Here is a 24364-nt window from a genome sequence, read left to right as displayed (position 1 = left end):
CGCCGTCGCCCTAGTGTGCGGGTCATGGCCGACGGTGAGGTGTTCGTCATCGACCGGGTCATCACCCGGCCCGGATGCGCACGGAGATTCGTCGACACCTACCTGGCCGAATACGCGCCGGGTGCGCGGGATCGCGGGATGACGCTTCGCGACGTGCTCGTCAGCCCGCCGATATGGTTCGACGACCGATCCAACGTGATCACCGTGACGTGGTCGCTGCCGAGCCCGCAAGCCTGGTGGGAGATGACGTGGAAGGGCAGGCCCGACGCCACACTCGGGCCGTGGTGGGATGGCGTGGCCGACCTGGTCGTCGAGCGCACCCGTAGCGTTGCCGCCGCCGCGGGCGATGTCGACGGATTGTGCGATGTATAGCGTCATCCGCCTGATCGACGCCGCCGAAGCCGGACGCGAGCGTCTGCTGAAAGAGCTGCGCGGAGCCGCGGCGGCCAGCGGTGCGGCCCACGCCCTGGTGCAGCCGACGCTGCCGGGCGTGCGCAACGGCGGCGATATCCTCGTGCACCTGCGGTTCCGCGATGCCGACGAGTGGTCCTCGACGGCAACGTCTTTCGACGCGGTGTTCGACCGTCCCGAGGTCAATCGCGTCAACGGCGCCACCTACACCGGCAGCCCGGTCGCCGCCAGAGACATCTCGACCACCGTGTACCGGACACTACTGTTGCGCGTGCAACCGGACGCCGACGACGCCACAGTGGCGCGGTTCGAAGACGATCTGCGGCTGCTCCCCCGCTACGTGGGTTCGATCGGCACATGGCAGCTCAGTCGCGTCGATTCGGCCGTCGGTAACTCACCGTGGACACACGTGTTCGAACAGGAGTTCCGCGACCTCGACGGTCTGACCGGTCCGTACCTCATGCATCCGATCCACTGGGCGTACGTGGACCGCTGGTTCGACCCCGAGTGTCCCGAGGTCATCGTCCGCGACCGGGTCTGCCACAGCTTCTGCGACCTCCCCCCACAGTGATTTGGGTGCTCAGACAGTCGCACACCGACTGTTAGAGCACCGAAACCGCTACAGGCCGGCGGGCAGGATGTTCGGGTTGGCCACCGCGGGCGGCTCCAGCGGCGGCATCTCCGTGGCTCCGTCGAGGCTGCGCACGGTCAGCCCCTGCGACCACGGGTAGTGCAGGCTGAAGGCGACCAGGCCGGTGCGCTCGGCGGCAGGCCGATGGCACATCGCCAACACCGTCTCGGCCAGATACTCGACCGGTTCGGTCGGAAAGGTATCCGGAATCAGTTGGGCCGCACCGGGAGTCCGGATGGCGGTGGAGGGACCGACACAGTTGACCGCGATGTTCGCGTCGAGCAGCTCGGCGGCCACACCCTGCGTGAACCGGTGCAGCGCGGCCTTGCAGGAGGCGTAGACGACGTCGCCCGAGGTCTTGTTGTACTCGCGATACGGCCGCACCGGGGCGACGCCCGTCACCGAACCGATGTTGACGATCCAGCCGGCGCCCCGTTCCCGCATGTGTGGCACGGCGGCCTTGGTGAGCACGAAGGGGGTGCGCAGATAGTGTTCGACGGTGCGGTCGAAGGTGTCCAGGCTCATCTCCTCGACGCGGGCGTAGTCGGCGAAACCGGCGTTGTTGACGAGGATGTCGAGGCCGCCGGTGCGGTCGACGACCTCGTCGATCAGGCGGCCCCGCTGATCGGGATCTTCGAGGTCGGCCGCGATGCCGATCGCCGTTCCGCCCGCGCCCTCGATCAGCTCGATGGTCTCGGCGATGGTCCCCGGCAGGGCCGTGGCCGCTCCGCCACGTACCGATGCCGAGGGCTCGAATGACCGGGCGGTCACCGCCACGGTGGCGCCCTCTGCGGAAAGGCGTTGCGCCACAGCGCGTCCGATACCTCGGCTGCTGCCGGTGACCAGAGCCGTCCTGCCGGCGAGAAGTCCCGTCATCGGAGGACGAAGTGTTCTTCGACGGGTGCGCGATGCTGGTGCCACAGGTCGACCAGGCGGTACGGCGTGGCCACCACTACGCGACCGGAACCGGAACGGTAGTAGGTGTGCGCGTTCGGGGTGTGACACCACACCGTCTGCGACATCGCGTCGTCTATCTGGGCGACGTAGTCGTCGTAGGCCTCGCGCGTCACCTCGATGGTGGTGGCGCCGCGCAGCGCCAGCAGTTGCAGGCACTCCACGATGTAGTGGGCGAGCACCTCCATCGAAAAGTTCGCGCCCGCACCGTGGCCCGGGCTGTAGTTCGGGGCCGAGGTGATGAACAGGTTCGGGAAGCCCGGCACCGTGCCGCCGCGGTACGCGCGGGGGCTGTCGCCCCATTCCTCGCGCAGTGTCCTGCCGTCACGTCCCCGAATGTCGATCGTGGACAGGAAGTCGAGGTGATATCCGGTGGCATAGACGATGACATCGAGGTCGATCTGCCGCCCGTCGGCCGTGACGATGCCCGCGGCGTTGACGGCGGCCGGTTCGCTGGCTTCGACGTCGACGTGGTCGCGGGTCAGCGCCGCGTAGTAGCCGCCCGGATCGCGGATGATCCGCTTGCCGTACGGCGCGAAATCCGGCGTGACCTTCTTCGCCAGCTCCGAACCCTCGCCGAACGTCGTGTTGATGTACTCCAAACACATCTGCAGCAGCACGTCGTTGGCAGCCGAGATCGACAGGTGGTCCTTGGCCCACTCGGGGTCGCGCAGGATGACCGGGTAGTTGTTGTCGGCCGTCGCCCAGTACGACTTCAGCCGGTGCCAGTTCGCGTAGTACGGCAGGCGCCGTCCGAGGTAGCGCCGGTATTCGGGGACGTCGTCGGAGAGCCGCTTGCGCGGAGCCACCCAGTGCGGTTGGCGTTGGAACACGGTCAGGTGTTCGACCTCGTCCACACAGGCGTCGACGATCTGCACGGCGGTGCACCCCGCGCCGATGACGGCGACCCGCTTGCCGGTGAGGTCCAGCGACGGATCCCACTGTGCCGAGTGGATACTGGTGCCCTCGAACGACTCTCGGCCGGGGACCTCCGGCCAGCGTGGCCGGTTGAGGTAACCGGCAGCGGTGATGACCACCCGGGCGTAGCTGACGTCGCGGTTGCCGTCGCGGTCGACCGCGTGAATCTGCCATTGATTTCGCGCCTCGTCCCACCACAGCGCCTCGACCTCGGTGCCGAAGCGGGTGTGTTCACGCAGTCCGTGTTTGTCGGCCAGCGACACCAGATAGTCCTGGTACTCCGCGCCCTGCGGGTAGTAGCTCGACCAGTCCGGGTTGACCTCCCGCGACAGCGAGTAATACGCCGACGGGGTGTCGACGCCGATCCCGGGATACTTCGTCGTCAGCCAGGTGCCGCCGACCTCGTCGTTGCGGTCGAAGATCTGATACCGCACCCCGGCGTCGGCGGCGGCCAGTGCGGTGATGATGCCGGCGATGCCCGCGCCGATGATCGCGACCGTCGTCGTCGGCGGGATCGGCACCGTGCGCGGCACCGTGGGCTGGGAAAGATGGAAACCGCCCTGCTCGAGCAGGAGCGGGACGAATTCGTCGTCGACGTCGGAGCCCAGCGCAACCGGCAGTACGCGGGTGAACAGATCGATGTCGTCGGCGGCCATCGCACCCCCGGCCCGCGGCGCGGACAACGCCGAGATGACCGCGTCGACAAGCGCCGTCATGGTGTCGGCGTCGGTGACACCGACCCGTTCGGGCGGATCGGGGATGTGAGAGATCTTCGGCGCGAACCGGTCGATCACCGACGGATCACCCGTCAGCTGGGCCAGCACCGCGACCAGGACGCCTGGGTCCGCTTGAACGAGGTTCGCCCTGAGTTCATCGCGGTCGGCGTCCGCGGCACGCGGCGACGGTATGGCTCGAGCGTCAGCAGTCACGGCACGAGTATCGGCCCGCCACGCCGCGCCGGGCACCGCCCTGCCTACTGAGCGGGACATCCGTCGCCCGCACCACACTCAACGCGCTTACGCTTCCCGCCATGGATCTGGATGCGGTGGTCGAGCAGGCACGCAGCCACACTCTGGGCGACATCCCGCGCCGGTCGGCGCGCAGGCGACCCGACAAGACCGCGATCATCGACGGTGACGTGGTGCTGACGTTCGCCGAATTCGACCACCTGGTGGACCGGGCCGCCGCGGCGTTGCAGGACAACGGCTTTCGACCCGGCGACCGGGTCGCGCTGTTGGCCCGCAACTGTTGGCAGTATGCGGTGCTGGCCTTCGCCACCGCCCGCGCCGCGGTGGTGCTGGTGCCGGTCAACTTCATGCTGACGGCCGAGGAGGTCGCCTACATCCTCGGCCACAGCAAGGCCAAGGGCTTCATCGTCGAAGCCGAGTTGGCGGATGTCGCCGAGGACGCCATGCGGATCGACGGAGCGGTGCGCACCAGGGCCGCGATCGTTCGGCCCGGACAGAGCATTCCGTCGGGCTGGGAGGACTTCGCGCAGTGGCTGTCCACCACGACCCCCGCGCCGAATCCCCGCATCGACGACGACCAGCTGCTGCGGTTGATGTACACCAGCGGCACGGAGTCACGGCCCAAGGGCGCGATGCACACGAGCCGCAGCCTGATGTGGCAGTACGTCAGCACCATCGTCGCCGGTTCGATGGCCGGTGACGACGTCGAAATCCACTCGCTGCCGCTGTATCACTGCGCGCAGCTGGACAACTTTCTCGCCACCGACATCTATCTCGGTGCCACCAGCATCATCCTGCCCGGGCCCGACCCCGAGACGGTGCTGCGCACGATCGCCCGCTACGGGGTGACCAACTACTTCGCGCCTCCGACGGTCTGGATCAGTCTGTTGCGTTGTCCGGTGTTCGACGAGGTCGATCTGTCGAGCCTGCGCAAGGGCTACTACGGCGCTTCTGCGATGCCGATCGAGATCCTCGCCGAGATCCGCGACCGGCTGCCGAACCTGAGGTTGTGGAACTTCTACGGACAGACGGAGTTGGCACCGCTGGCGTCCGCGCTCGGGCCCGACGAGCAGGACACCCACGCTGGTTCGGCGGGACGCCCCGTGGTCAACGTCGAGACGACGATCCTCGACGAGGACGACGCTCCGGTAGCACCCGGCGTGGTGGGTGAGATCGCCCACCGCAGTCCGCATCTGATGCTCGGTTATCTCGACGACCCGGCCAAGACGGCGGAGGCGTTCCGCGGCGGTTGGTTCCACTCCGGCGACCTCGGTTACTACGACGAACACGGACTCCTGCACGTGGTCGACCGCAAGAAGGACATGATCAAGACCGGTGGCGAGAATGTCGCCAGCCGCGAGGTCGAGGAAGTTCTGTACCGGCACAACGGGGTTCAGGAGGTCGCGGTCTTCGGTCTTCCGCATCCGACGTGGGTCGAGACCGTGGTCGCCGCGGTGGTGTCGCGCGAGGGCGCCAACCTGACCGAGGACGACCTGATCGCGCACTGCCGGCAGCATCTGGCCGGGTTCAAGACCCCCAAGCACGTCTTCTTCGTCGACACGTTGCCGAAGAACCCGAGCGGCAAGCTGCTGAAACGTCAACTGCGCGAACGCTTCGTGGCCGAACCGCTGAGCCGCTGAGCCAGAAGGGAACTGAGGATTGTTCACAGGACGTATCGCGCGCTTTGACGCGCCCGGAAAACCGTTCGAAATAGAAACCGTGAACCTGGCCGAGGTCGGCCCCGGCGAGATCCTGATCAAGGTCACCAGGACCAATATCTGCGGATCGGACCTGCACGCGTGGCACGGCACCTTCGCCACCCGCGGACTCGGAGGCCAACTTCCGACGGTGCTCGGTCACGAGATGGTCGGCGCGGTCGAGGAACTCGGCGATGGCGTCACGGCGGACTCCAACGGCGCACCCCTGGTAAAGGGCAGCCGGGTAGTGTTCCCCTACTTCTTTTCTTGTCACCGGTGCCGAAATTGCCTGGCGGGCAGGCGCAACGCGTGCCTCAAACTCGCGATGGCCATGCTCGGACGCGCCGACGCGCCTCCCTACTTCGTCGGCGGTTACGCCGACTACTTCCTGCTGCCCGCCGGGGCGGTCGTGTACACCGTGCCCGACCGGGTCAGCGACGACATCGCGTCGGGCGCCAACTGTGCGCTGTCCCAGGTGATGTACGGCCTCGAGCGCGTAGACCAGCAACTCGGCGAGACCGTCGTCGTGCAGGGCGCCGGCGCGCTGGGACTGTATGCGATCGCGGTCGCCAAGGCCCGCGGCGCCGGTCGGGTCATCGCCATCGACGGGGTATCCGAACGGCTCGAGCTGGCAACCGCGTTCGGCGCCGACGCGGTGATCGACATCAACGCCGCCGCCACGGCGAAGGACCGCGCGAAGATCATCCGCGACCTGACCGACGGTTACGGCGCCGACGTCGTGGTCGAGGTCGTCGGCCACCCGTCCGCCATCGACGAGGGCCTCAAGATGCTGGGCCAGTTCGGCCGTTACGTCGAGATCGGAAACATCAACATCGGCAAGACCTTCGAATTCGACCCGTCACGGTTCGTATTCGCCAACAAGACGATGGTCGGGGTCTCGCTGTACGAACCGCCGGTGCTGTCGCGGGCGCTGACCTTCCTCGAACAGCACCAGGATGCCCTCCCCCTGCACCGGCTGGCTGCAGCGCAGTATCCGCTCGACGACATCAACGAGGCGTTCGCCGCCGCCGAGCACAAGCGCGACGTCCGCGCCAGCATCGTTCCCTGATCCCAAGGAGACCCATGCACGACTACACCCGCAAGACGCTGTTCATCGACGGGCAGTGGATGACACCGTCGGCGGCCGACGTGATCGACGTCGTCGACCCCGCCACCGAGAAGGTGATCGGCTGTGTGCCCAACGGAACGGTCGCCGACGTGGACGCGGCCGTGGCCGCCGCCCGCCGAGCCTTCGATCCGTTGATCACCCGCGCCGAGCGCAGTGACCGGCTGGCCCGGGTGATCGCCGCGATGGAGAAGCGGCTGCCCGACATCGCCGAGACCGTCAGCCGGGAGATGGGCGCGCCGCTGCGTGTGGCGCAGGGGGTTCAGACCAAGGTGCCACTGGCGGTGGCGCGCGGTTTCGCCGACGTCCTCGAGTCCTTCGAATTCGAAGAGCGCGTGGGCAACTCGTTGGTGCTGCGCGAGCCGTACGGCGTCGTCGGCGCCATCACCCCGTGGAACTACCCGCTCTATCAGGTGGTGGCCAAGGTGGTGCCCGCGATCGCCGCGGGCTGCACCGTCGTCCTCAAGCCGAGCAACGAGGCGCCGCTGTCGGTGTTCGCGTTCATCGAAGCGGTCGAGGAGGCCGGACTTCCCGACGGTGTGGTGAACCTGGTGTCAGGACGCGGATCCGTGGTGGGCGAGCGCATCGCGTCGCATCCCGACGTCGACGTGGTGTCGTTCACCGGATCGACCGCCGTGGGCCGCCGGGTCGCCGAGCTCGCCGCCGGATCGGTGAAGAAGGTCGCCCTCGAACTCGGCGGCAAGTCCGCCAACGTCATCCTCGACGGCGGCGACCTGACCACCGCGGTGAAGGTCGGCGTGGGCAACGCATTCCTCAACGGCGGGCAGACCTGCATGGCGTGGACCCGGATGCTGGTGCCGCACTCGCGCTACGACGAGGCCCTCGAACTGATCGAGGCGGCCGCCGCCAAGTACACGGTCGGCGACCCGTCCGATCCCGGTACCCGGATCGGCCCCCTGGCCTCGGCCGCGCAGTTCGAATCCGTGCGCGGGTTCATCGACCGCGCACGCCGCGACGGCGCCCGCCTGCTCACCGGCGGATCCGAATCGGTCCGCGACACCGGCTACTACGTCGCCCCGACCGTGTTCGCCGACGTCGACCCCGACTCCGAGCTGGGCCAGGAGGAGGTGTTCGGGCCGGTGCTCGCGGTGATTCCGTTCCGGGACACCGACGACGCCCTACGCATCGCCAATGGCACGCCCTACGGGCTCGCGGGCGCGGTGTGGGGTCCCGACCTCGACACGGCCATTTCCTTCGCGCGTCGCGTGCAGACCGGACAGCTCGACGTCAACGGCGGCATGTACAACCCGGTCGCGCCGTTCGGCGGGTACAAGAAGTCCGGTGTCGGTCGCGAGCTCGGCCGCGCGGGGTTCGAGGAATTCCTGCAGACCAAGTCCCTACAGTTGCCGTCATGAGCACACCGCTGAACATCGCCGCTCACGGTGCGACACAGACGTGGACCATCGACCTGCCCGAGGTCGGCAACGCGATCACCGACAAGGGCTTCATCTCGGCGTTCGAGGCCGCGGTCGACGCCGCCAACGCCGACCTCGACGTGCGCGCGGTGATCCTGACCGGCGCGGGCAAGATCTTCTCCGCGGGCGGCAACGTCAAGGAGATGGCCGACCGCACCGGGATGTTCGGCCTCGACGCCCTCGACCAGCGGCGCGCCTACGTCGACGGGATCCAGCGCATCCCGCGCGCACTCGGGCGCCTGGAGGTCCCGCTGATCGCCGCGGTCAACGGACCCGCCGTGGGAGCGGGCTGCGACCTCGCCATGATGTGCGACATCCGCGTGGCTTCCGAACGGGCGTCGTTCGCCGAGAGCTTCGTACAGATCGGCATCATCCCGGGCGACGGCGGCACCTGGTTCCTGCCGAGGGCGATCGGCTACGAGCGCGCCGCCGAGATGACGTTCACCGGCGACCGCGTCGATGCGGCCACTGCCCTGGAGTGGGGCATGGTCAGCCGCGTCGTGCCGCACGACGACCTGCTCACGGAGGCGCTCGCGTTGGCCGAGCGGATCACCAAGAACCCCGCTCACGCGCTGCGGATGGCCAAACGTCTGCTGCAGGAATCGCGGGCCGGCTCGCTGGACTCCACGCTGGCCATGGCCGCGGCCATGCAGCCGCTGGCCCACCGCGACCGGGAGCATGAACAGCGCATCAGCCGATGGCGGACCGCCCCGTGACGCTCCCCCGCCTGGTGCCCCCGGCTGCCGTCGACGCCGCTGCGACCGCGGCCCTGCGGGCAGAGGTTCGCGCGTTCATTGCCGAGCAACGTGCCGCGGGCGCCTTCACGCCGTCGGTCGACGCGTGGCTGACGGGATGGGACGAGGACTTCACCAAAGCGCTTGCCGCCCAGGGCTATCTCGGAATGACCGTGCCGGTCGAGTACGGCGGACACGGACGCTCCTTCGTCGAACGGTTCGCGGTGACCGAGGAGCTGCTCGCCGCGGGCGCACCGGTCGCGGCGCACTGGATCGCCGACCGGCAGATCGTGCCGTCGTTGCTCAAGTACGGCACGGAACTGCAGAAGAGGGAGTTCCTTCCCCGAATCGTGCGCGGCGAGTGCTTCTTCGGCATCGGCATGAGCGAACCCGATTCCGGCTCCGATCTCGCGAGCGTGCGTACCAAAGCGGTACAGGTCGACGGCGGCTGGTCGCTGTCCGGGACGAAGGTGTGGACCTCGGGCGCGCACTACGCGCATGCGTTCATCGCGTTGGCCCGCACTGCGCCCGTCGATCCGGACAACCGCCACGCCGGATTGAGTCAGTTCATCGTCGACCTGCGCGGATCGGGCGTGCACATCCGGCCCGTCGTCTCGATGAACGGCGCACACCACTTCAACGAGGTGATCCTCGACGGCGCCTTCGTCCCCGACGACATGGTGTTCGGTGAGATCGGTGCGGGCTGGCGCCAGGTCACGTCGGAACTGGCTTTCGAGCGCAGCGGACCCGAACGGTTCCTGTCCACCTTCGTGCTGTTGCGGATGTGCGGCGAAAAGATGGCCGCACAGAGGCTTTCGCGGGACGCCGGACTCGGCCGCCTTATCGCCCGAACCGCCGGATTGCACCAGATGTCGACCGCAGTCGCGGGCGCACTGGAGCGGCGCGAGCCCGCCGATGTTCCCGCGGCGGTGGTCAAGGTGCTCGGCACCACCACCGAGGGAGACATCGCGGACTTCGCCGACACGCTGACCGACGGGACCACGAATCCCGAACTCGCCGAACTGGTTTCGAGAGCCGTGGATCAGCGTCCCGGCTTCACGCTGCGCGGCGGCACCAACGAGGTGTTGCGCGGCGTGATCGCACGAGGGTTGGGGCTGCGATGACCGTCGATCCAGCGCTCGTCGAGATGATGGACGCGGTCTTCGCCGAGTACCGCGACGCCCACCCGCCTGCGAAGGCCGTCGAACGGGATACCGAGTTGTGGCGGCGCCTCGACGACCTGGGCCTGGTTCGCCTGACCGGCGCCGAGGAGTCGGGCGGCAGCGGGGCGGGCTGGTTCGAGGCCGCCGAACTGCTGGCGGCCGCCGCCCGCAACGCGGTGCGAACACCGTTGGCCGAACACGACCTACTGGCCTGCTGGCTGCTCGAGGCGAACGGGATGAGCGGCGACGACGCGGTGCGCACGGTGTGCCTGCTCGGCGAGGACGGCACCTCCGACGGCGTCCCCTGGGCCGCGGCCAGTGACCGGGTGGTCGTCGTCTGGCGCGACGGCGACGACCATCGCGTCGCCGACGTCGACGTCGCCGCACTCTCGATCACGGCCGGCAGCAACCTGATCGGTGAACCCCGCGACTCCATCGAGGCCGACGTCACCGCGCTCGACGGCGTCCCGGTGACCTCCGATCGGGTGGCCGAATTGCGGCTGAGAGCCGCGATGGTGCGGGCGATCCAGGTGTGCGCGGTGCTCGACCGCATCGTGCTGTCGTCGGTCGAACACGCCGCGTCGCGAATCCAGTTCGGCCGGCCCCTGTCCCGCTTCCAGGCCGTCCAGCACCTGATCGCCGACTCCGCCGCCGAAGCGGCGCTGGCGCGGGCGGCCACCGAGGGTGCGCTGACGACGGCCGTCACGAACGGTTGGTCGACGGGCAACCTCGCCTTCCGCGTCGCGGCGGCACGCTCCTGCGTCGGTCATGCCACGTCGGTCGTGGTGCGCAACGCCCACCAGGTTCACGGCGCGATCGGCACCACCCTCGAGCACCGGTTGCACGAGTTCACCCGCGCCGCGCTCGCATGGCGATCCGAATTCGGGTCGGTGCGCTACTGGGACGAACGGGTCACCGACGCGACGCTGGCCGCCGGAGCCGACGTGTGGAGCCTGATCGTCGACTGATCCGACTGCCCGGCCGCGCGGTGTTCCACTGACCGGGCACCGCCGCGCCACGTCCCGGTCGGCGACGGTTGACTCGCACCCATGAGCAACGAGATCACGCTGTCCGAGGTCCAGGAGTTCATCGCCGCCTTCTGGTACCACTACGACCAGGGTCACTTCGCCGAACTCGGGGCCCGGCTCGGCGAGGAGATGGAATACCTGAGCCGATCCGATTCCGGCAACTGCCCCTTCGAGGATCTGCTGGCCGCCGAGTTGCACGGCAAAGACGAGACCTTGGCCTGGCTGACCCAGCACCGCAACGAGAATCCCTACCCGTTGCGTCACCATGCGACCAACATCTTCCGCACCGGCGTCGACGGAGACGTCACCACCGCCCGCTTCTACCTGTACGTCAACCAGGTGACGAACAACGTCCCGTTCGACGTCTCCAGCGGAGTGGTCGACGTCGGCATCCGCCGCGCCGGCGACGGCCTGGTGTTCACATCGATGACCGTGATCCTCGACGCCGAGGACTCCATTCCGTTTGCCGAGCACGCCGCCAAGACCGCCACCGCCTCGACCGCCTCGTAAGGCGTGGACGCACGCGCGACGTTCGGCGGTGGTGTCGCGGTCATCACCGGCGCCGGAAACGGGATAGGCGCGGGACTGGCACGCCATGCCGCCGCGCTGGGCATGACCGTCGTACTGGTCGACATCGACGCCTCGGCTATCGCAGTACTTCGCGACGAGCTCACGGGCTCGGTGGACCTGGTGTGCGATGTGCGCGACCCCGAGGCGCTCGAAGGCCTTGCCGCACAGGTGTACTCAGAGGTCGGCCCGGTCCGGCTGCTGGTCAACAACGCCGGTGTCGAGCAGTTCGGATACCTGTGGGACACCCCCGTCGCCAATTGGGACCGGCTGGTGGACATCAACATCAACGGCGTGTTCCACGGAATCCGCGCATTTCTCCCGCGCATGATCGCCGCGGACACTCCGTCGTGGGTGTGGAACCTGTCGTCGATCGGCGGGGTGGCCGCCGTGCCGCTGCAGGCGCCCTACATCATGAGCAAGCACGCGGTGCTGGCGCTGACCGAATGTCTGCGACTGGAGGTCGAATTGGCCGGCCACGCCGACCGGATCCACGTGCAGGCGGTGCTTCCCGGCGCGGTCAAGTCGAACATCTTCGAGTCCGCCGGCGGCGTGGACGACGGCGACGTCGGGGCCGCCGAGGCGCAGCGGACCGCGATGCTCGACATCAAGGCCGAGGCAATGGATCCGGTCGAAGCGGCGCGAGTGGTCTTCGAACAGGCCGCGGCCGGCGAGTTCTATCTGCTCACCCAACCCGAGTACGTCGGCAACGCCATGGCGGAGCGCGCCGAAGTCCTGGCGTCGCGCCGGGCGCCGGCCCTGCGCGCCAAGCGGCGGTTCGACCCCACTCGGCATTGACGGAATCCGATTGAAGGAAGGTCGACGTGCAGATCGCCGACAAGGTGTTCGTGGTGACCGGCGCCGGCAACGGTATGGGCAGGCAAGTCGCGCTCGGACTCGCCCGCCGCGGCGCACGCATCGCTGCGGTCGACCGTGACTCGGTCGGCCTGGCTGGTACGGCGGAACTCGCGAGCATCACCGGCATCCCGATGTCCACGCATGTTCTCGACCTCACCGACGACGAGGCGGTCGCCGCACTACCCGAGGCGGTAGCGAAAGAGCACGGACAGATCGACGGACTGGTCAACATCGCCGGCGTCATCCACCGATTCGCCCCCTTCTCCGAGCTTTCCCCAGATGAGACCGACCGCATCATGGCCGTCAACTTCGATGCCACAGTGCGGATGTGCCGCGCCTTCCTGCCGTCCCTGCTGACGCGGCCGGAGGCGAACATCACCAACATGTCGAGTCTCTCCGCGCTGTTGCCGTTCGCCAGCCAAACGCTCTACAGCGCGAGTAAAGGAGCGGTGAAGCAGTTCAGCGAGGGTCTCTACGCCGAACTGTGCGACACCAATGTCCATGTGGTGACGGTGTTTCCGGGAAACATCGACACCAACCTGACGGGGAACTCCGGGGTGGCGATGCTCGACGCCGGTGACAAGAAGGTTCGTTCCGCCACCGCCGAAGCCGCAGGCAAGAAGATCGTCGACGGAATCGCCCGTGACCGCTTCCGAGTCCTGATCGGCACGGACGCATTGGCCCTCGACATCTTGGCCCGGCTGTCGGCGAAGCGCACTACCCGGTTGGTCGCCAAGCAGATCAAGTCGGTTCTGTGAGGTTGAACGTGGCAGCTGAAACCGAGTACGACGTCATCGTTGTCGGGTTCGGTGCTGCCGGCGCCGCCGCCGCGATCGAGGCTGCCGATCGCGGAGCTCGCGTCCTGGTGCTGGATCGGGGGTATGGCGGCGGCGCGACTGCCTTGTCGGGCGGGATCGTCTACGCGGGCGCGGGTACGGCCGAACAGCGGGCCGGCGGATACGACGACAGCGTCGCGGATATGCGGGCGTATCTCGAACAGGAGGTCGGCGACGCGGTCAGCAGTGAAACCCTTCGGAGGTTCTGCGAACAGAGCCCGGATCTGATCGAGTGGCTCAAGAGACAAGGGGTCGGGTTCCGCGGCGGTCCCGTGTCCTCATACAAGACGTCGTATCCGACCGACGATTTCTACCTCTACTACTCCGGCAACGAGAAGGCCCATCCCTACGCGCGGCACGCGCGGCCCGTGCCGCGCGGGCACCGCGTGGTGGCTCCGGGTATGAGCTCGGGCAAGGTGCTGTTCGAGAACCTGCGCCGTTCGGCGAAAGCCAAAGGCGTCGAATTCATTCCGTTGTGCCGAGTGCACCAACTCATAGCCGATGACCACGGGCGGATCCGCGGGGTCCGGTATCGCGCGATGCCGACGAACCATCCCGATGCGCGCAAGCACCGCGTTCTGACCAAGCTCACCGGAAAGGCAGGCACCTGGCTGCCCGGCCTGGTCAAGGGCGCGGTCGCGCGCGCCGAGACGCTGTGGTCCGAGGCCGCCGTGGACGGCGAGGCGTCCGCACGAGCAGTGATACTGGCCGCCGGCGGTTTCGTCCACAACCGTGAGTGGATGGCCGAACACGCTCCGGAGTTCATGAAGATCTCGCCGCTCGGCACCCCCGGCGACGACGGCTCGGGTATCGCCCTGGGAGTCGAAGCCGGAGGCATGACCGACAAGATGGGCAACATCACGGCCTGGCGTTTTCTGTCGCCACCGAGCGCATTTCTCGAAGGCCTCACCGTGGGCCGGGACGGCCGACGCATCGCCAACGAAGACCTTTACGGCGCAACGCACGGCAATGTGATGATGCGCGAGTTCAGCGGCGCGGGCTGGGCCATCTACGACGCCCCGACCTGGAGAAAAGTAAAGGCCCAGATTCGCACGCAGACACAGCTCTTCCAGCGCCTGCAATTGATGTACCTGTTGACGGTCGGACACCGCAAGGCGTCGACGGTCGAGGACATCGCACGAAAGAACGGGATCGATCCGACGGGTCTGCGCCGCACCGTCGAGGAGTACAACCGCGGCATTGCCGGCGGTGCGGGCGACCCCGCGCACAAGGAGCCGGATCTGTGCCCCCCGCTGACAACCCCGCCGTTCTACTCGATCAACATCTCTGCGGACTCGTCGATGTTCTACCCGATCCCCGGGCTGACACTCGGCGGCCTCATCGTCGATGAACACACCGGCGAAGTCGCCCATCGTGACGGTGGAACCGTGGCGGGCCTCTACGCCGCGGGTCGCAATGCGGTCGGTATCTGCTCCAACAGCTATGTCAGCGGGTTGTCCATCGCGGACTGCATCTTCAGCGGACGGCGCGCAGGGGCGCACGCGTCGGACACGCTGCGGTCGGTCTCGAGTGATCGAGATCGCCTGTGACGCACTACTGCCTGGATCCCGACGCCGCGGCGCGGGTTGCGCAGTTCGGGGACGTGGCGCCGATGCGGGAGCGCGGGCTCGACGCCGTGCGTGACGCGTTGGAATCCGCGCCGCTGCCTGCGATGCCGGAGATTGCCGACGTCGAAGACCGGATCATCGAGGGCCCCGTCGGGGACATCCCGCTGCGCATCTACCGGCCGTCAACCGACAGCGACGCCCCAGCGGTCGTCTACTTCCACGGCGGCGGGATGGTTCTGGGCTCCAACCACTCCTTCGAACCGTTGGCGCGCAACCTCGCCCAGCACTCCCACGCCACGGTGGTGTCCGTCGACTACCGCCTGGCCCCCGAAGCGGCACCCCCGGCCCAGTTCGACGACGCCTACGCCACGACCTGTTGGGTGGCCGCCCATGCCGACGACCTCCGGATCGACTGCACCCGGGTTGCGGTGGCGGGCGACAGCGCCGGGGGAACGCTGGCCGCCGGCGTCGCGTTGGCCGCCCGCGACCGCGGCGGCCCAACCCTATTCGCTCAGGTGCTGATGTATCCGGGCGTCGACAAGGATCTCGAGGTCCCGTCGATCCGGGCCATGCCCGAGGCGCCGATGCTCACACTCGCCGACATCGAGTACATGCACGAGCTGGCCGAAGGCCCCGAGCACCCGTACACGGTTCCCGCGCGCGCGCATGATCTGTCGGGCCTGCCGCAGGCCGTCGTCGTGACGGCCGAAGCCGATCCGATCCGCGACTGGGGTGAGCGCTATGCGGACCGGTTGCGCGAGGCGGGAGTGCAGACGACGGTGACCCGCTACCCCGGTGTGTACCACGGGTTCTTGATGCGTTCAGAGGCGACGGCCCGCGGGAGACTGGCGGTGGCCGAAATCGGCGCGCTGCTGCGCGCGAAGTTCGCCCATCCGCTGCCTTTCTGACCGGGCGGAAACAGATGTCCCGATGACCGGACAGGCACGCGTCCACTTGCGCGCCGCAACCACAGAATTGGCCAAGCGACCGGCATGAGATGCCGGCCTCGAGAGTAGGAGAGAACATGCTCACCCAAGAGCAGCGGATTGAGTTGTCCGACATCCTGCGGCCCGCCTCACCGCCCCGCGAGATCGACAACCTCTATACCGACGACCAGCGGGAGCGCCTCCTCGATGTGGTGCGCACCCAGGGTCCGTGGAAGCTGATCATCGCCCAGCACTTCGCGTCTGCCGAAGAACTGATGGCCACCATGAGCGGGTTGTTCCCCGAGGGCTTCACCCCCTCGCTGGACCTGTTCCTCACCGCGACGTTCCGCGGTTATCTGGCCAATTACGGCACGGTGCTCTACCCCGAGTTGCACGACTGCTTCTACAACCAGCGCTTCGTCGAGTACGCCAAGAGCTACTGGAACGCCGAGTACGCCAAGCCCGAGATGATGCTGTTCAACATCAACGGCCCCTGCGCGAACCGCGATCCCGGCCACCTGGACTCCCCCAGTTTCCGCGGCGTGCGCCACGAGAACGCTCCCACCTGGCTGACCAGCGTGATGGGCAAGTCCGGGCTGTTCCGCGACTACCTCATCAAGATGGCTCAGGTCATCACGTGGTTCTCGCTCGACGAGGGCAGCGGCTTCACCTACTGGCCCGACGGACCACTCAAGCCGCCGAAACGCCTGCTGCCGCCGGTGTACAACCGCGGTGTGCTCGTGCAGAACGAGATGATGGTGCACCGCGGCGAGGCCAACGGGCCGCTCGATCAACAGACCCCGGCCGGCCTGGCGTTCGACACGGTGTTCACCGGAGATCCGTCCGACCGCGACTTCTGGCTGCTCAAGAACGGCGACGACGTCATCGCCCGCCACCACACCGATGAACTCCGGTTCCTGGTGCACTGGTCGGCGGAGGTGTTCACCGACTTCGACGAGCTCAAGAAGAACATGGACGGCAGCGACGATTTGACCATCGACAAGGCGATCGACATGCTCGTCGACGATGTGCACTCCAAGGGCATCAAGCTCGATGTGCCGAGCGAGCCTCTGCACGACCCGGAGTTCATCGCGGCGCTGAACGCGGTCTACGACCTCGGCGGGCCGGCGGAGTACCCGCAGGAAGCACCCCTGTCGGCATTCCAGCTGACCTAGTAGCGATTTCGGTGCGCTATCAATCGCTCAGCGATCGGTAGCGCACCGAAGTCACACTGTTTCGTCGACGATCGGCACCGCCCCGCGGCGCGCCGCCTCCTCGATCGAATCCCGCAGCTCGAAGCAGACGAGGAACGGTCTGCCGTCGTGCGCATGGATGGCTTCGGCGTCGCGGCGCTGGTGGCACTTCTCGGTGGACTCGGCGTCCCATTGCACGCTGGTCTGCTGCCAGGTGCTCTTGCGCACTAAAACGGTTGCCGCGCAGAGCCGGCACGTCACCGAGGTCATCGGCGTGTCGGCGAGTCGGTTGTCCTGGCGGACGGTCATCCCGCGCTCGTGACGGCGTCCCGTGCGGCGATATTGGCCTCGACGACCTTCATCCACTCCTCCCGCGGGCGGGTGGTGTCGATCTCGTACTCGAAGCGGTCCACCATGTCGGGTGTCACGTCGGCGACATCCACATAGAACTGCTCGTACCACCGACGCAGTTGGTAGACCGGCCCGTCCTCCTCGCACAGCAGCGGATTGTCGATGCGGGCCTTGTTCTTCCAGATCGCGACGTCCTGCTCGAAACCCATCTTCACGAAGTCGCCGAGACCGATCGCGGTCTGCATCGCGAGGTCCTCGGGCAGCTGCTCGGACTTCTTGACGATGATCCCGTACTGCAGCACGAAGGAGTTCTGGTCGATCGGATAGTGGCAGTTGATCAGGATCGTCTTGTGGTCGATGTCGGTGTAGTGGTACGTCAGGTCGTCGATCATGAACGACGGCCCGAAATACGATGCGACGGAGGTGGTTCCGAGCATCTGCGTCGGACCGGGCTCGCCGAGGTCCGGCCGCCCCGCGCTGTTCATGTACTGGGTGGCGACGTGGCCTTCGAAGATGTTCTTGAAATGCGTCGGCAGTGAACCGTGAATGTAGAAGAAGTGCGCCATGTCGACGACGTTGTCGATGATCTCGCGGCAGTTGGTGTTGACCACCGTGGTGTACCAGTGCCAGTCGGTCCACTCATCGCTCGTCGCACCCTCGATGCGCGGAATGGTGACCTCGGGAGGTGGAGGGTTGCCCTCCGGGTCGTTCCAGACGAACAGCATGCCGTCCTGTTCGAGCGTGGTCCACGTGGCGGTGCGGGCCAACCGGGGGACGCGCTTGCTGTAGGGCACCTTCTTGCATCGCCCGTCGCCGCCCCAGCGCCAGTCGTGGAAAGGGCACGCGATCTCGTCGCCCTTGACCTCGCCCTGGCTCAGGTCGCCGCCCATGTGCCTGCAGTACGCGTCCAGGACGTTGATGCGGCCGTCACCGCCGCGGAACACCACCAGCTTCCTGCCGAACGCGCGCACTTGGTGCGGTTTGCCGTCACCGAAATCTCTGACCAGGCCCAGGCAGTGCCATCCACGAGCGAACCGCGACGGCGCGGCCTCCGCCTCGATCTGGCGGACCTCGATATCGGTGTCCAACGTCATACCGCTGTTCTAGCAGTCCTCGGGGAGCGTGTTCACGGTTCTGTTCCGCTCATCAGGACATCGATTCCGCACCGGATCGAACCGCTCTAATTTGTTCGGTTGTGAGTAGCGCATACGGGGCGACGATCCCCGACGGCTTACCGATGACCGACACAGACGTCGATCTGGTGGTGATCGGGTCCGGCACCGGCATGGCCGCCGCACTCGCCGCTCACGAGCGCGGCCTGTCCGTGCTGATCGTCGAGAAGTCGGCCTACGTCGGCGGCTCGACTGCACGTTCGGGCGGCGCGCTGTGGCTCCCGGCCAGCACGGTGATCAAGGGCGACGGCGGCGCCGACACCGCGGCCCGGGCCAAGACGTACCTCGACGCGGTGGTGGACGGGACGGCGCCCGCGCAGCGGTCGGACGCGTTCCTGGCGAACGTCGGCGCGACGATCGAGCTGCTGCGGCGGGCGACGCCGATGCGGCTCTTCTGGGCCAAGGAGTACTCGGACTACCACCCCGAAGCGCCCGGCGGCACCGCCGTGGGTCGCACGTGCGAATGTCGTCCCCTCGATTCGGGGATCCTCGGCCGGTACCGCACGCGTCTGCGGCCCGGCGTGATGGAGGCCAAGGTCCCGATACCGACCACCGGCGCGGATTACCGCTGGATGAACCTGATGTCGCGGGTGCCGCGCAAAGGTCTGCCGGTCATCGCCAAACGCCTCGGCCAAGGAATCGGCGGACTGGCCCTCAAGCGGCGGTACGTCGCCGGCGGCCAGGCGCTGGCCGCCGGCCTCTTCGCAGGTGTGCTGCGCGCGGGCATCCCCGTCTGGACCGACACCACCTTGCGTCGGCTCGTCACCGCTGGCGACCGGGTGAGCGGCGTGGTGCTCGACCACAACGGCGCGGAGATCACGGTGTCGGCGCGCCGCGGTGTCGTGCTCGCGGCGGGTGGTTTCGACCACGACATGGACATGCGCTGGAAGTTTCAGTCGGAATCCCTCGGCGAGCATGCCAGCCTGGGCGCGGAGACGAACACTGGCGACGCGATCCGAATCGCCCAAGACGTCGGCGCCGCAACCGATCTGATGGACCAGGCGTGGTGGTTCCCCGCCGTCGCGGCGCTGCCGGGCGCCGATCCGAAGGTCATGCTGGCGGAGCGATCGCTTCCCGGATCTCTCATTGTCGACCAGACCGGTAGCCGGTTCGTCAACGAGGCGACGGACTACATGACGTTCGGACAGCGTCTGCTCGAGCGTGAACGCGCCGGGAACCCGGTCGAATCCATGTGGATCCTCTTCGACCAGGGCTATCGCAACAGCTACGTCTTCGCCGCCGAACTGTTCCCGCGTATGGCGATACCCCAGAGGTGGTACGACGCCGGTATCGCGCACCGCGCCGACTCCATCGCCGGACTCGCCCCCAAGATCGGCGTCGACGAATCGGCGCTGACCGCGACCGTCGAACGGTTCAACGAAAACGCCGCCGCCGGAGTCGATCCCGACTTCCTCCGCGGGGCCAGTGCCTACGACCGCTACTACGGTGATCCGACCGTCACGCCCAACCCGAACCTGCGCCCGTTGAACCGGGGGCCGTTCTACGCCGTCAAGATGGTGCTCAGCGACCTGGGCACGTGCGGCGGGTTGCGCGTCGACGACCACGCCCGTGTGCTGCGGGAGGACGGCAGTGCCATTGACGGGTTGCACGCGATCGGCAACACGGCGGCCAATGCGTTCGGCGCCACCTATCCCGGTGCGGGCGCGACGATCGCGCAGGGTTTGGTGTACGGCTATATCGCCGCCGCGAACGCCGCAGGCGGGTGACTCATCAGTCCTCGGCTTCGGCCTTCTTCTCGATCTCGTACCAGTATTCCGGTGCAGGCCAAGGGATTTGCGTGCCCCGTTCGATACCGGCATCCGCGAAGGAGGCCTCGGCCTCGTCGAGTTCCTTGAGCATCTTCATGGCGAGCTCGCGTTCTGCGGCGTAATACCGCTCGGCCCACTGCAATGCGACCTTCGCGTAGGCCCACGACGGGTCCACGCCCGCCCACTTGGCGTCCTTCGCGGCTTGGCGCTGCATGTCGTCGGCGTAGGCGATGTGTTCCTGCAGGATCTCCTTGAGGCGCTCCGGTTCGGTCAGATGTCCGAACGTCACGCGCAGCAACGGGTTGTGCTTGAGCACCGGCGGATCGACGGGCGCCTCGTTGGCCCACCGCCGCACCGCGTCGAGACCCGCGGGGGTGATCTTGTAGAGGCGACGGTTGCGGGTCCGGCCGGTGTTCTCGACGCGCGAGGACAGCAGTCCCAACTTCTCGAGCTTCTTCAGCTCCGAATAGATCTGGCTGTAGGCGGGGCTCCCGTAGAAGAAGCGCATGCTCCATTCGATCCACTTGCGAATGTCGTAGCCCGACAGTTCGTGTTCGTAGGTCAGCATGCCCAGCAGCGCCCAACTGGTCGCGGCCAGATTCGGCTTCGCGTCGGACGTGCTTTTCGCCATTTGCCTAGCCTAACAACGCAGGAGCACACCGCACCTCCAACGCACCACTGGCCGGGACGCCGCCTTGCGGAGGCGCCCAGGCGTGCGCACGCTGAAGCCCATGGCCGGTTCCGAACTCGACGACCTGCGTGCGGTGTACGAACCGCTGGCGCAATCGGTGCGCCGACTGATCGACGTCACCATCCGCACCCGCGCGGACGCCGCGACGGTAGCGGCCGCGAAGGGCCGAATCGATTGCGCCAGTGACGAACTCAGTGAAGCGCTGCGCGACGGCTCATTCGGACTCGAACACACCCGTGACGGCGAGGCCATGGTGTGGGGAAATGTCGTCATCGGAGTCCGCAATCCAGCTGCCCCACCGCTGGTGGTGCATCACGATCCCGACGGCCGGGTATGGGCCGAATTCACACTCGGCGCCGCATTCGAAGGCCCGCCCGGGCACGTCCACGGCGGAGTCTGCGCGATGCTGCTCGACCACGTCCTCGGCGCCACAGCGCACAAACCGGGCAAGCCCGCCGTCACGGGCACGTTGACCACGCGGTACCGGCGCGGGACCCGGCTTGGTCACCCGCTGCGCGCGGAGGCCTGGGTCGAACGGGTGGACGGCCCGAAGACGTTCGCGGTCGGGCATATCGCCGACGCCGATGGCGTCACCGTCGAAGCCGACGGTGTCTTCATTCACCCCCGGAACCCCTGAGCGCTCGGGCGGGCGGGTCGACCCTCAGGCGGCCCCGCGGCGCCTGCGGTGCCGCGTATCCGTCGACCACAGATGCCCGCAGGTCGGGCATTGCAGATGAACGACCGTGGCCCGGTTGCTCAGCAGATACTGCCAGTGGTCTGCGCAGTTGCGCTGACTGGCACACTCACCGCAGCCCGAGCCGTGGTCGCAACCGGGGCAGGCCAGCCAGGCCCGCCGTGCGCGGTCGGCGGTGGGATCAATCGGCAGCACGGGTCACCGTCCGATCGGGCAGGACACCGGCGCGCACGAGCTCGTCGTAGATCCGCTGCTGCTCGTCGTCCAAGTCGCTGTAGAGCATGTCGTAGGCCAACCGCTCCTGCTGCAGCACGGCGATCGGATCCCAATCGTCGCCGATGGCTTCCAGGACGGCCGCGCGCCGCCGCCCCTCGTCGAGCGTGAGGTCGTACGCGAAGTCGAAATCCGACGTATCAGGCATGAACTGAAAGCACCTTTTGGCAAATATTCGATAGGAAAGGCCAGCGTGCCCGCCCGCCGAGGCGCCTGACAATGAATTAGGTCACACTTATGTGTTGAAATTCGTCACTTTCGGGCGGTGAGCCAGCGGCGCTGCCGACGGACGAAGTCGGCGTCGACCGCGGACCCGTGACCGGGCACGTAGACCGCGTCGCCGCCCCCTGCGGCCAGCACCCGATCGAGCGTCGCCGGCCAGGCGTCAAGGTCGGAGTCGAACTCGATGGACGGGTCGCCCGATTCCTCGACGAGGTCGCCGCAGAACACGACCGTCACATCCGCCGCGGCCACCACCGCGATCAGATCGTGGTCGGTATGGCCGCGACCGGGATGGCTGATCACCACCGTCCGTCCACCGAGGTCGACAGTGGCTTCCCAGAGCTTGCAGTCCGGCTCGCGCAGCGCACCGATCGCCGCGTCCACCTCTTCGGTGTCGGCGCCGTGCCGTATCGCGTCCGCGCGCAGGTACTGCCTGCCGGAGGTCACGGTGCCGGCCACCGGGGGCGCGCAGTAAACCTGCGCGCCGCCGAAGGCGGGAAAGCCCAGGACGTGGTCGAAGTGGTCGTGGGTCAGAAGCACATGGCACACCGGTTGCATGGTGAGCTCGGCGACGTCGGTATTGATGGCCCGCCCCTCGGCCAACGTGCTGCCCGTGTCGATCAGCAGGCAGCCGCTACGTCCGGCGACCACGCCCACCGTGACGTCGAGAAACGGCAAACGGGTGCGAAACACGCCGTCTGCCAATCGATCCCACGAAAAGTTCACTGCCCCAGAGTAAGCGGCTGCGCAGCCCGATACTGGTCGAACACCGACGGGGTGGGATCCGCACGGTAGGTCGCGATGTCGGCCAGCGGCCACGACGGCGGCACGTCCGATTGGGCCAGCGTCCACGCGGCCTGACGGGCAGCACCGAGCGCAACGTATTCGGCGGGTTCGGGTACCTGTACCGCCGCTCCGAAAATCGCCGGTGCGATCCGGCGAGCCGCCTCCGAGCGCGCTCCCCCGCCCGTCAGCATGACGCGTCCCACGTCGACACCGTGTGTCCTGATCTTTTCGATGCAATAGGCCATCGAACACAACAGGCCTTCCACAGCGGCTCGAGCGACGTTTGCGGGCAGCAGGTTTCGTGTGGTCACACCGTGCAGGGCTCCGGCGGCCGCGGGTAGGTTAGGCGACCGCTCGCCCTCCAGATACGGCACCAGGGTGAGGCCCTCCGCACCCGGCGGCGCCGACAGTGCCAGCCGGTCCAAGTCGCCGAACTCGACGCCCAACATCTTCGCTACGGCGGCGAGCACGGGGGCGCCGTTGAGAGTGCACACCAACGGCAACTGACGACCGGTGGCATCGGCGAAAGCGGCGACGATGCCCTCCGGATCGCGGGGCGCGACCGCGCCGACGGCGCTGACCACACCCGACGTGCCCAGCGACACCACACAATCGCCCTCGTCGGCGCAGAGGCCGAGCGCCGCCGCGGCGTTGTCGCCGGCCCCAGGCCCCAACACCGCACCGGAGGCCGAGCGTCCGGCGCTCGCGGCCGGTTCGAGCACCGGCGGAACGAGGGGTCGCCTGCCCCGCATGGCCATCTCGAGAAGATCGATGTCGTAGCGACCGGTGGCGGCGGAGAAATACCCCGTTCCGCTGGCATCGCTGCGATCGGTGCGCAGGTCGCCGAGATCCGGGGAGCCGCTCAGCCGCCAGGTCAGCCAGTCGTGCGGAAGGCACACGGCCGCGGTCGCATCCGCGTGCCCGGGCTCGTGATCGGCCAGCCAGCGCACCTTCGCCGCGGTGATCGCCGCGACCGGCACCACGCCCACCCGCGCGGCCCATTCCTGCGGACCGCCCAACTCACGGATCAGGTCGGCGGCGGCGCTACTCGAGCGAACATCGTTCCACAGCAACGCATCTCGCACCACATGACCGTCGTCAGCAAGGCAGACCATGCCGTGCTGCTGCGCGCCCACCGAGATCGCCGCCACGTCGTCGAGACCGCCCGCCGCCGAGGCCGCGGCCTGAAGCGCCGACCACCAGTGCCCGGGATCGACCTCGGTTCCATCCGGGTGCGGAGCCGAGCCCGAGCGGACCACCGCCCCGGTGCCGGCATCACAGATGAGCACCTTGCAGGACTGAGTCGATGAATCTATCCCCGCGACGAGCGCCACCCTCGCCAACGTACTCCGGCGTCGACTGCCACCGACCGGTTGGCCGGAAACCGTCATT

At 67.6% G+C, this 24364-nt stretch carries 24 protein-coding genes; 16 read left to right on the top strand and 8 right to left on the bottom strand.

Translation table 11 applies throughout. From position 1 onward, the window contains the following. The first annotated feature begins 24 nt into the window (after positions 1 to 24). Positions 25 to 372: a hypothetical protein gene (locus tag AU198_RS19065; RefSeq protein WP_064350117.1), complete on the top strand. Its 348-nt coding sequence runs from the start codon at positions 25 to 27 to the stop codon at positions 370 to 372. Beyond that, entirely contained in the window at positions 365 to 982 is a 618-nt protein-coding gene (locus AU198_RS19060; RefSeq protein WP_064350116.1) for a Dabb family protein, read from the top strand. The genes AU198_RS19065 and AU198_RS19060 overlap by 8 nt, the downstream gene beginning before the upstream one ends. Before the next feature lie 48 nt (positions 983 to 1030). Here AU198_RS19060 and AU198_RS19055 read toward each other — a convergent pair whose 3' ends face one another. After that, entirely contained in the window at positions 1031 to 1918 is an 888-nt protein-coding gene (locus tag AU198_RS19055) for an SDR family NAD(P)-dependent oxidoreductase (protein WP_064350115.1), read from the bottom strand. Next, entirely contained in the window at positions 1915 to 3843 is a 1929-nt protein-coding gene (locus AU198_RS19050) for a flavin-containing monooxygenase (protein ID WP_231744714.1), read from the bottom strand. Before AU198_RS19050 ends, AU198_RS19055 begins: the two co-directional genes overlap by 4 nt. A gap of 101 nt (positions 3844 to 3944) precedes the next feature. On the opposite strand from AU198_RS19050, the gene AU198_RS19045 reads away from it, so the two are divergent. The 12 genes from AU198_RS19045 to AU198_RS18990 all read left to right on the top strand — a co-directional run bounded on the left by AU198_RS19045 (position 3945) and on the right by AU198_RS18990 (position 16996). Beyond that, positions 3945 to 5522: an acyl-CoA synthetase gene (locus AU198_RS19045; RefSeq protein WP_064350114.1), complete on the top strand. Its 1578-nt coding sequence runs from the start codon at positions 3945 to 3947 to the stop codon at positions 5520 to 5522. A 19-nt stretch (positions 5523 to 5541) separates the two neighbouring features. Further along, positions 5542 to 6648, top strand: a complete 1107-nt coding sequence (locus AU198_RS19040; RefSeq protein WP_064350113.1) for a zinc-binding dehydrogenase — start codon at positions 5542 to 5544, stop codon at positions 6646 to 6648. 14 nt (positions 6649 to 6662) lie between these two features. Further along, entirely contained in the window at positions 6663 to 8081 is a 1419-nt protein-coding gene (locus AU198_RS19035) for an aldehyde dehydrogenase family protein (protein WP_064350112.1), read from the top strand. Further along, positions 8078 to 8857: a crotonase/enoyl-CoA hydratase family protein gene (locus tag AU198_RS19030; protein ID WP_064350111.1), complete on the top strand. Its 780-nt coding sequence runs from the start codon at positions 8078 to 8080 to the stop codon at positions 8855 to 8857. Before AU198_RS19035 ends, AU198_RS19030 begins: the two co-directional genes overlap by 4 nt. Next, positions 8854 to 9999, top strand: coding sequence for an acyl-CoA dehydrogenase family protein (locus tag AU198_RS19025; RefSeq protein ID WP_197416162.1), 1146 nt, complete (start codon positions 8854 to 8856; stop codon positions 9997 to 9999). Before AU198_RS19030 ends, AU198_RS19025 begins: the two co-directional genes overlap by 4 nt. Beyond that, positions 9996 to 11006, top strand: a complete 1011-nt coding sequence (locus AU198_RS19020) for an acyl-CoA dehydrogenase family protein (RefSeq protein WP_064350109.1) — start codon at positions 9996 to 9998, stop codon at positions 11004 to 11006. The genes AU198_RS19025 and AU198_RS19020 overlap by 4 nt, the downstream gene beginning before the upstream one ends. A gap of 81 nt (positions 11007 to 11087) precedes the next feature. Further along, positions 11088 to 11576 (top strand): nuclear transport factor 2 family protein, encoded by a 489-nt coding sequence (locus AU198_RS19015; RefSeq protein ID WP_064350108.1) that lies wholly within the window; start codon positions 11088 to 11090, stop codon positions 11574 to 11576. Between the two features lie 3 nt (positions 11577 to 11579). After that, a complete protein-coding gene (locus tag AU198_RS19010) occupies positions 11580 to 12431 on the top strand; it encodes an SDR family oxidoreductase (RefSeq protein WP_064350107.1) in 852 nt (283 codons plus the stop codon). A gap of 26 nt (positions 12432 to 12457) precedes the next feature. Continuing rightward, entirely contained in the window at positions 12458 to 13249 is a 792-nt protein-coding gene (locus AU198_RS19005) for an SDR family NAD(P)-dependent oxidoreductase (RefSeq protein ID WP_064350106.1), read from the top strand. An 8-nt stretch (positions 13250 to 13257) separates the two neighbouring features. After that, complete coding sequence (locus tag AU198_RS19000) at positions 13258 to 14877, top strand: FAD-binding protein (protein WP_064350212.1); 1620 nt, start codon at positions 13258 to 13260, stop codon at positions 14875 to 14877. Beyond that, positions 14874 to 15803, top strand: a complete 930-nt coding sequence (locus tag AU198_RS18995; protein WP_064350105.1) for an alpha/beta hydrolase — start codon at positions 14874 to 14876, stop codon at positions 15801 to 15803. The genes AU198_RS19000 and AU198_RS18995 overlap by 4 nt, the downstream gene beginning before the upstream one ends. A gap of 116 nt (positions 15804 to 15919) precedes the next feature. Then, positions 15920 to 16996, top strand: coding sequence for a hypothetical protein (locus tag AU198_RS18990; protein WP_064350104.1), 1077 nt, complete (start codon positions 15920 to 15922; stop codon positions 16994 to 16996). A gap of 51 nt (positions 16997 to 17047) precedes the next feature. Here the strand turns inward: AU198_RS18990 and AU198_RS18985 are convergent, their stop codons facing one another. Both AU198_RS18985 and AU198_RS18980 read right to left on the bottom strand, forming a co-directional pair. Next, the gene (locus AU198_RS18985; RefSeq protein ID WP_064350103.1) at positions 17048 to 17323 is read right to left on the bottom strand and encodes a hypothetical protein; all 276 of its coding nucleotides are present in this window, start codon (positions 17321 to 17323) and stop codon (positions 17048 to 17050) included. Continuing rightward, positions 17320 to 18459, bottom strand: coding sequence for a 3-ketosteroid-9-alpha-monooxygenase, oxygenase component (locus AU198_RS18980; RefSeq protein ID WP_064350102.1), 1140 nt, complete (start codon positions 18457 to 18459; stop codon positions 17320 to 17322). Before AU198_RS18980 ends, AU198_RS18985 begins: the two co-directional genes overlap by 4 nt. Positions 18460 to 18560: 101 nt before the next feature. Between AU198_RS18980 and AU198_RS18975 the strand changes: the two genes are divergently transcribed. After that, positions 18561 to 20264, top strand: a complete 1704-nt coding sequence (locus AU198_RS18975) for a 3-ketosteroid-delta-1-dehydrogenase (RefSeq protein ID WP_064350101.1) — start codon at positions 18561 to 18563, stop codon at positions 20262 to 20264. A gap of 4 nt (positions 20265 to 20268) precedes the next feature. Here AU198_RS18975 and AU198_RS18970 read toward each other — a convergent pair whose 3' ends face one another. Continuing rightward, complete coding sequence (locus AU198_RS18970; RefSeq protein ID WP_064350100.1) at positions 20269 to 20937, bottom strand: PadR family transcriptional regulator; 669 nt, start codon at positions 20935 to 20937, stop codon at positions 20269 to 20271. Positions 20938 to 21037: 100 nt separating this feature from the next. Here AU198_RS18970 and AU198_RS18965 point away from each other — a divergent pair, with 100 nt between their 5' ends. Further along, positions 21038 to 21634 (top strand): PaaI family thioesterase, encoded by a 597-nt coding sequence (locus tag AU198_RS18965; RefSeq protein WP_064350211.1) that lies wholly within the window; start codon positions 21038 to 21040, stop codon positions 21632 to 21634. Positions 21635 to 21872: 238 nt separating this feature from the next. Here the strand turns inward: AU198_RS18965 and AU198_RS18960 are convergent, their stop codons facing one another. The 3 genes from AU198_RS18960 to AU198_RS18950 all read right to left on the bottom strand — a co-directional run bounded on the left by AU198_RS18960 (position 21873) and on the right by AU198_RS18950 (position 24306). Further along, positions 21873 to 22112, bottom strand: a complete 240-nt coding sequence (locus tag AU198_RS18960; RefSeq protein WP_064350099.1) for a DUF6400 family protein — start codon at positions 22110 to 22112, stop codon at positions 21873 to 21875. Between the two features lie 104 nt (positions 22113 to 22216). Continuing rightward, the gene (locus AU198_RS18955; protein ID WP_064350098.1) at positions 22217 to 22912 is read right to left on the bottom strand and encodes an MBL fold metallo-hydrolase; all 696 of its coding nucleotides are present in this window, start codon (positions 22910 to 22912) and stop codon (positions 22217 to 22219) included. Beyond that, positions 22909 to 24306 (bottom strand): xylulokinase, encoded by a 1398-nt coding sequence (locus AU198_RS18950; protein WP_064350097.1) that lies wholly within the window; start codon positions 24304 to 24306, stop codon positions 22909 to 22911. The genes AU198_RS18955 and AU198_RS18950 overlap by 4 nt, the downstream gene beginning before the upstream one ends. Positions 24307 to 24364: the final 58 nt, after the last annotated feature.

The organism is Mycobacterium sp. GA-1199 (genome assembly GCF_001500045.1).
Taxonomy (GTDB): Bacteria; Actinomycetota; Actinomycetes; order Mycobacteriales; family Mycobacteriaceae; genus Mycobacterium.
The sequence above is the reverse complement of the archived record's forward strand: the minus strand, read 5'-3'. Positions and strand labels throughout refer to the sequence as shown.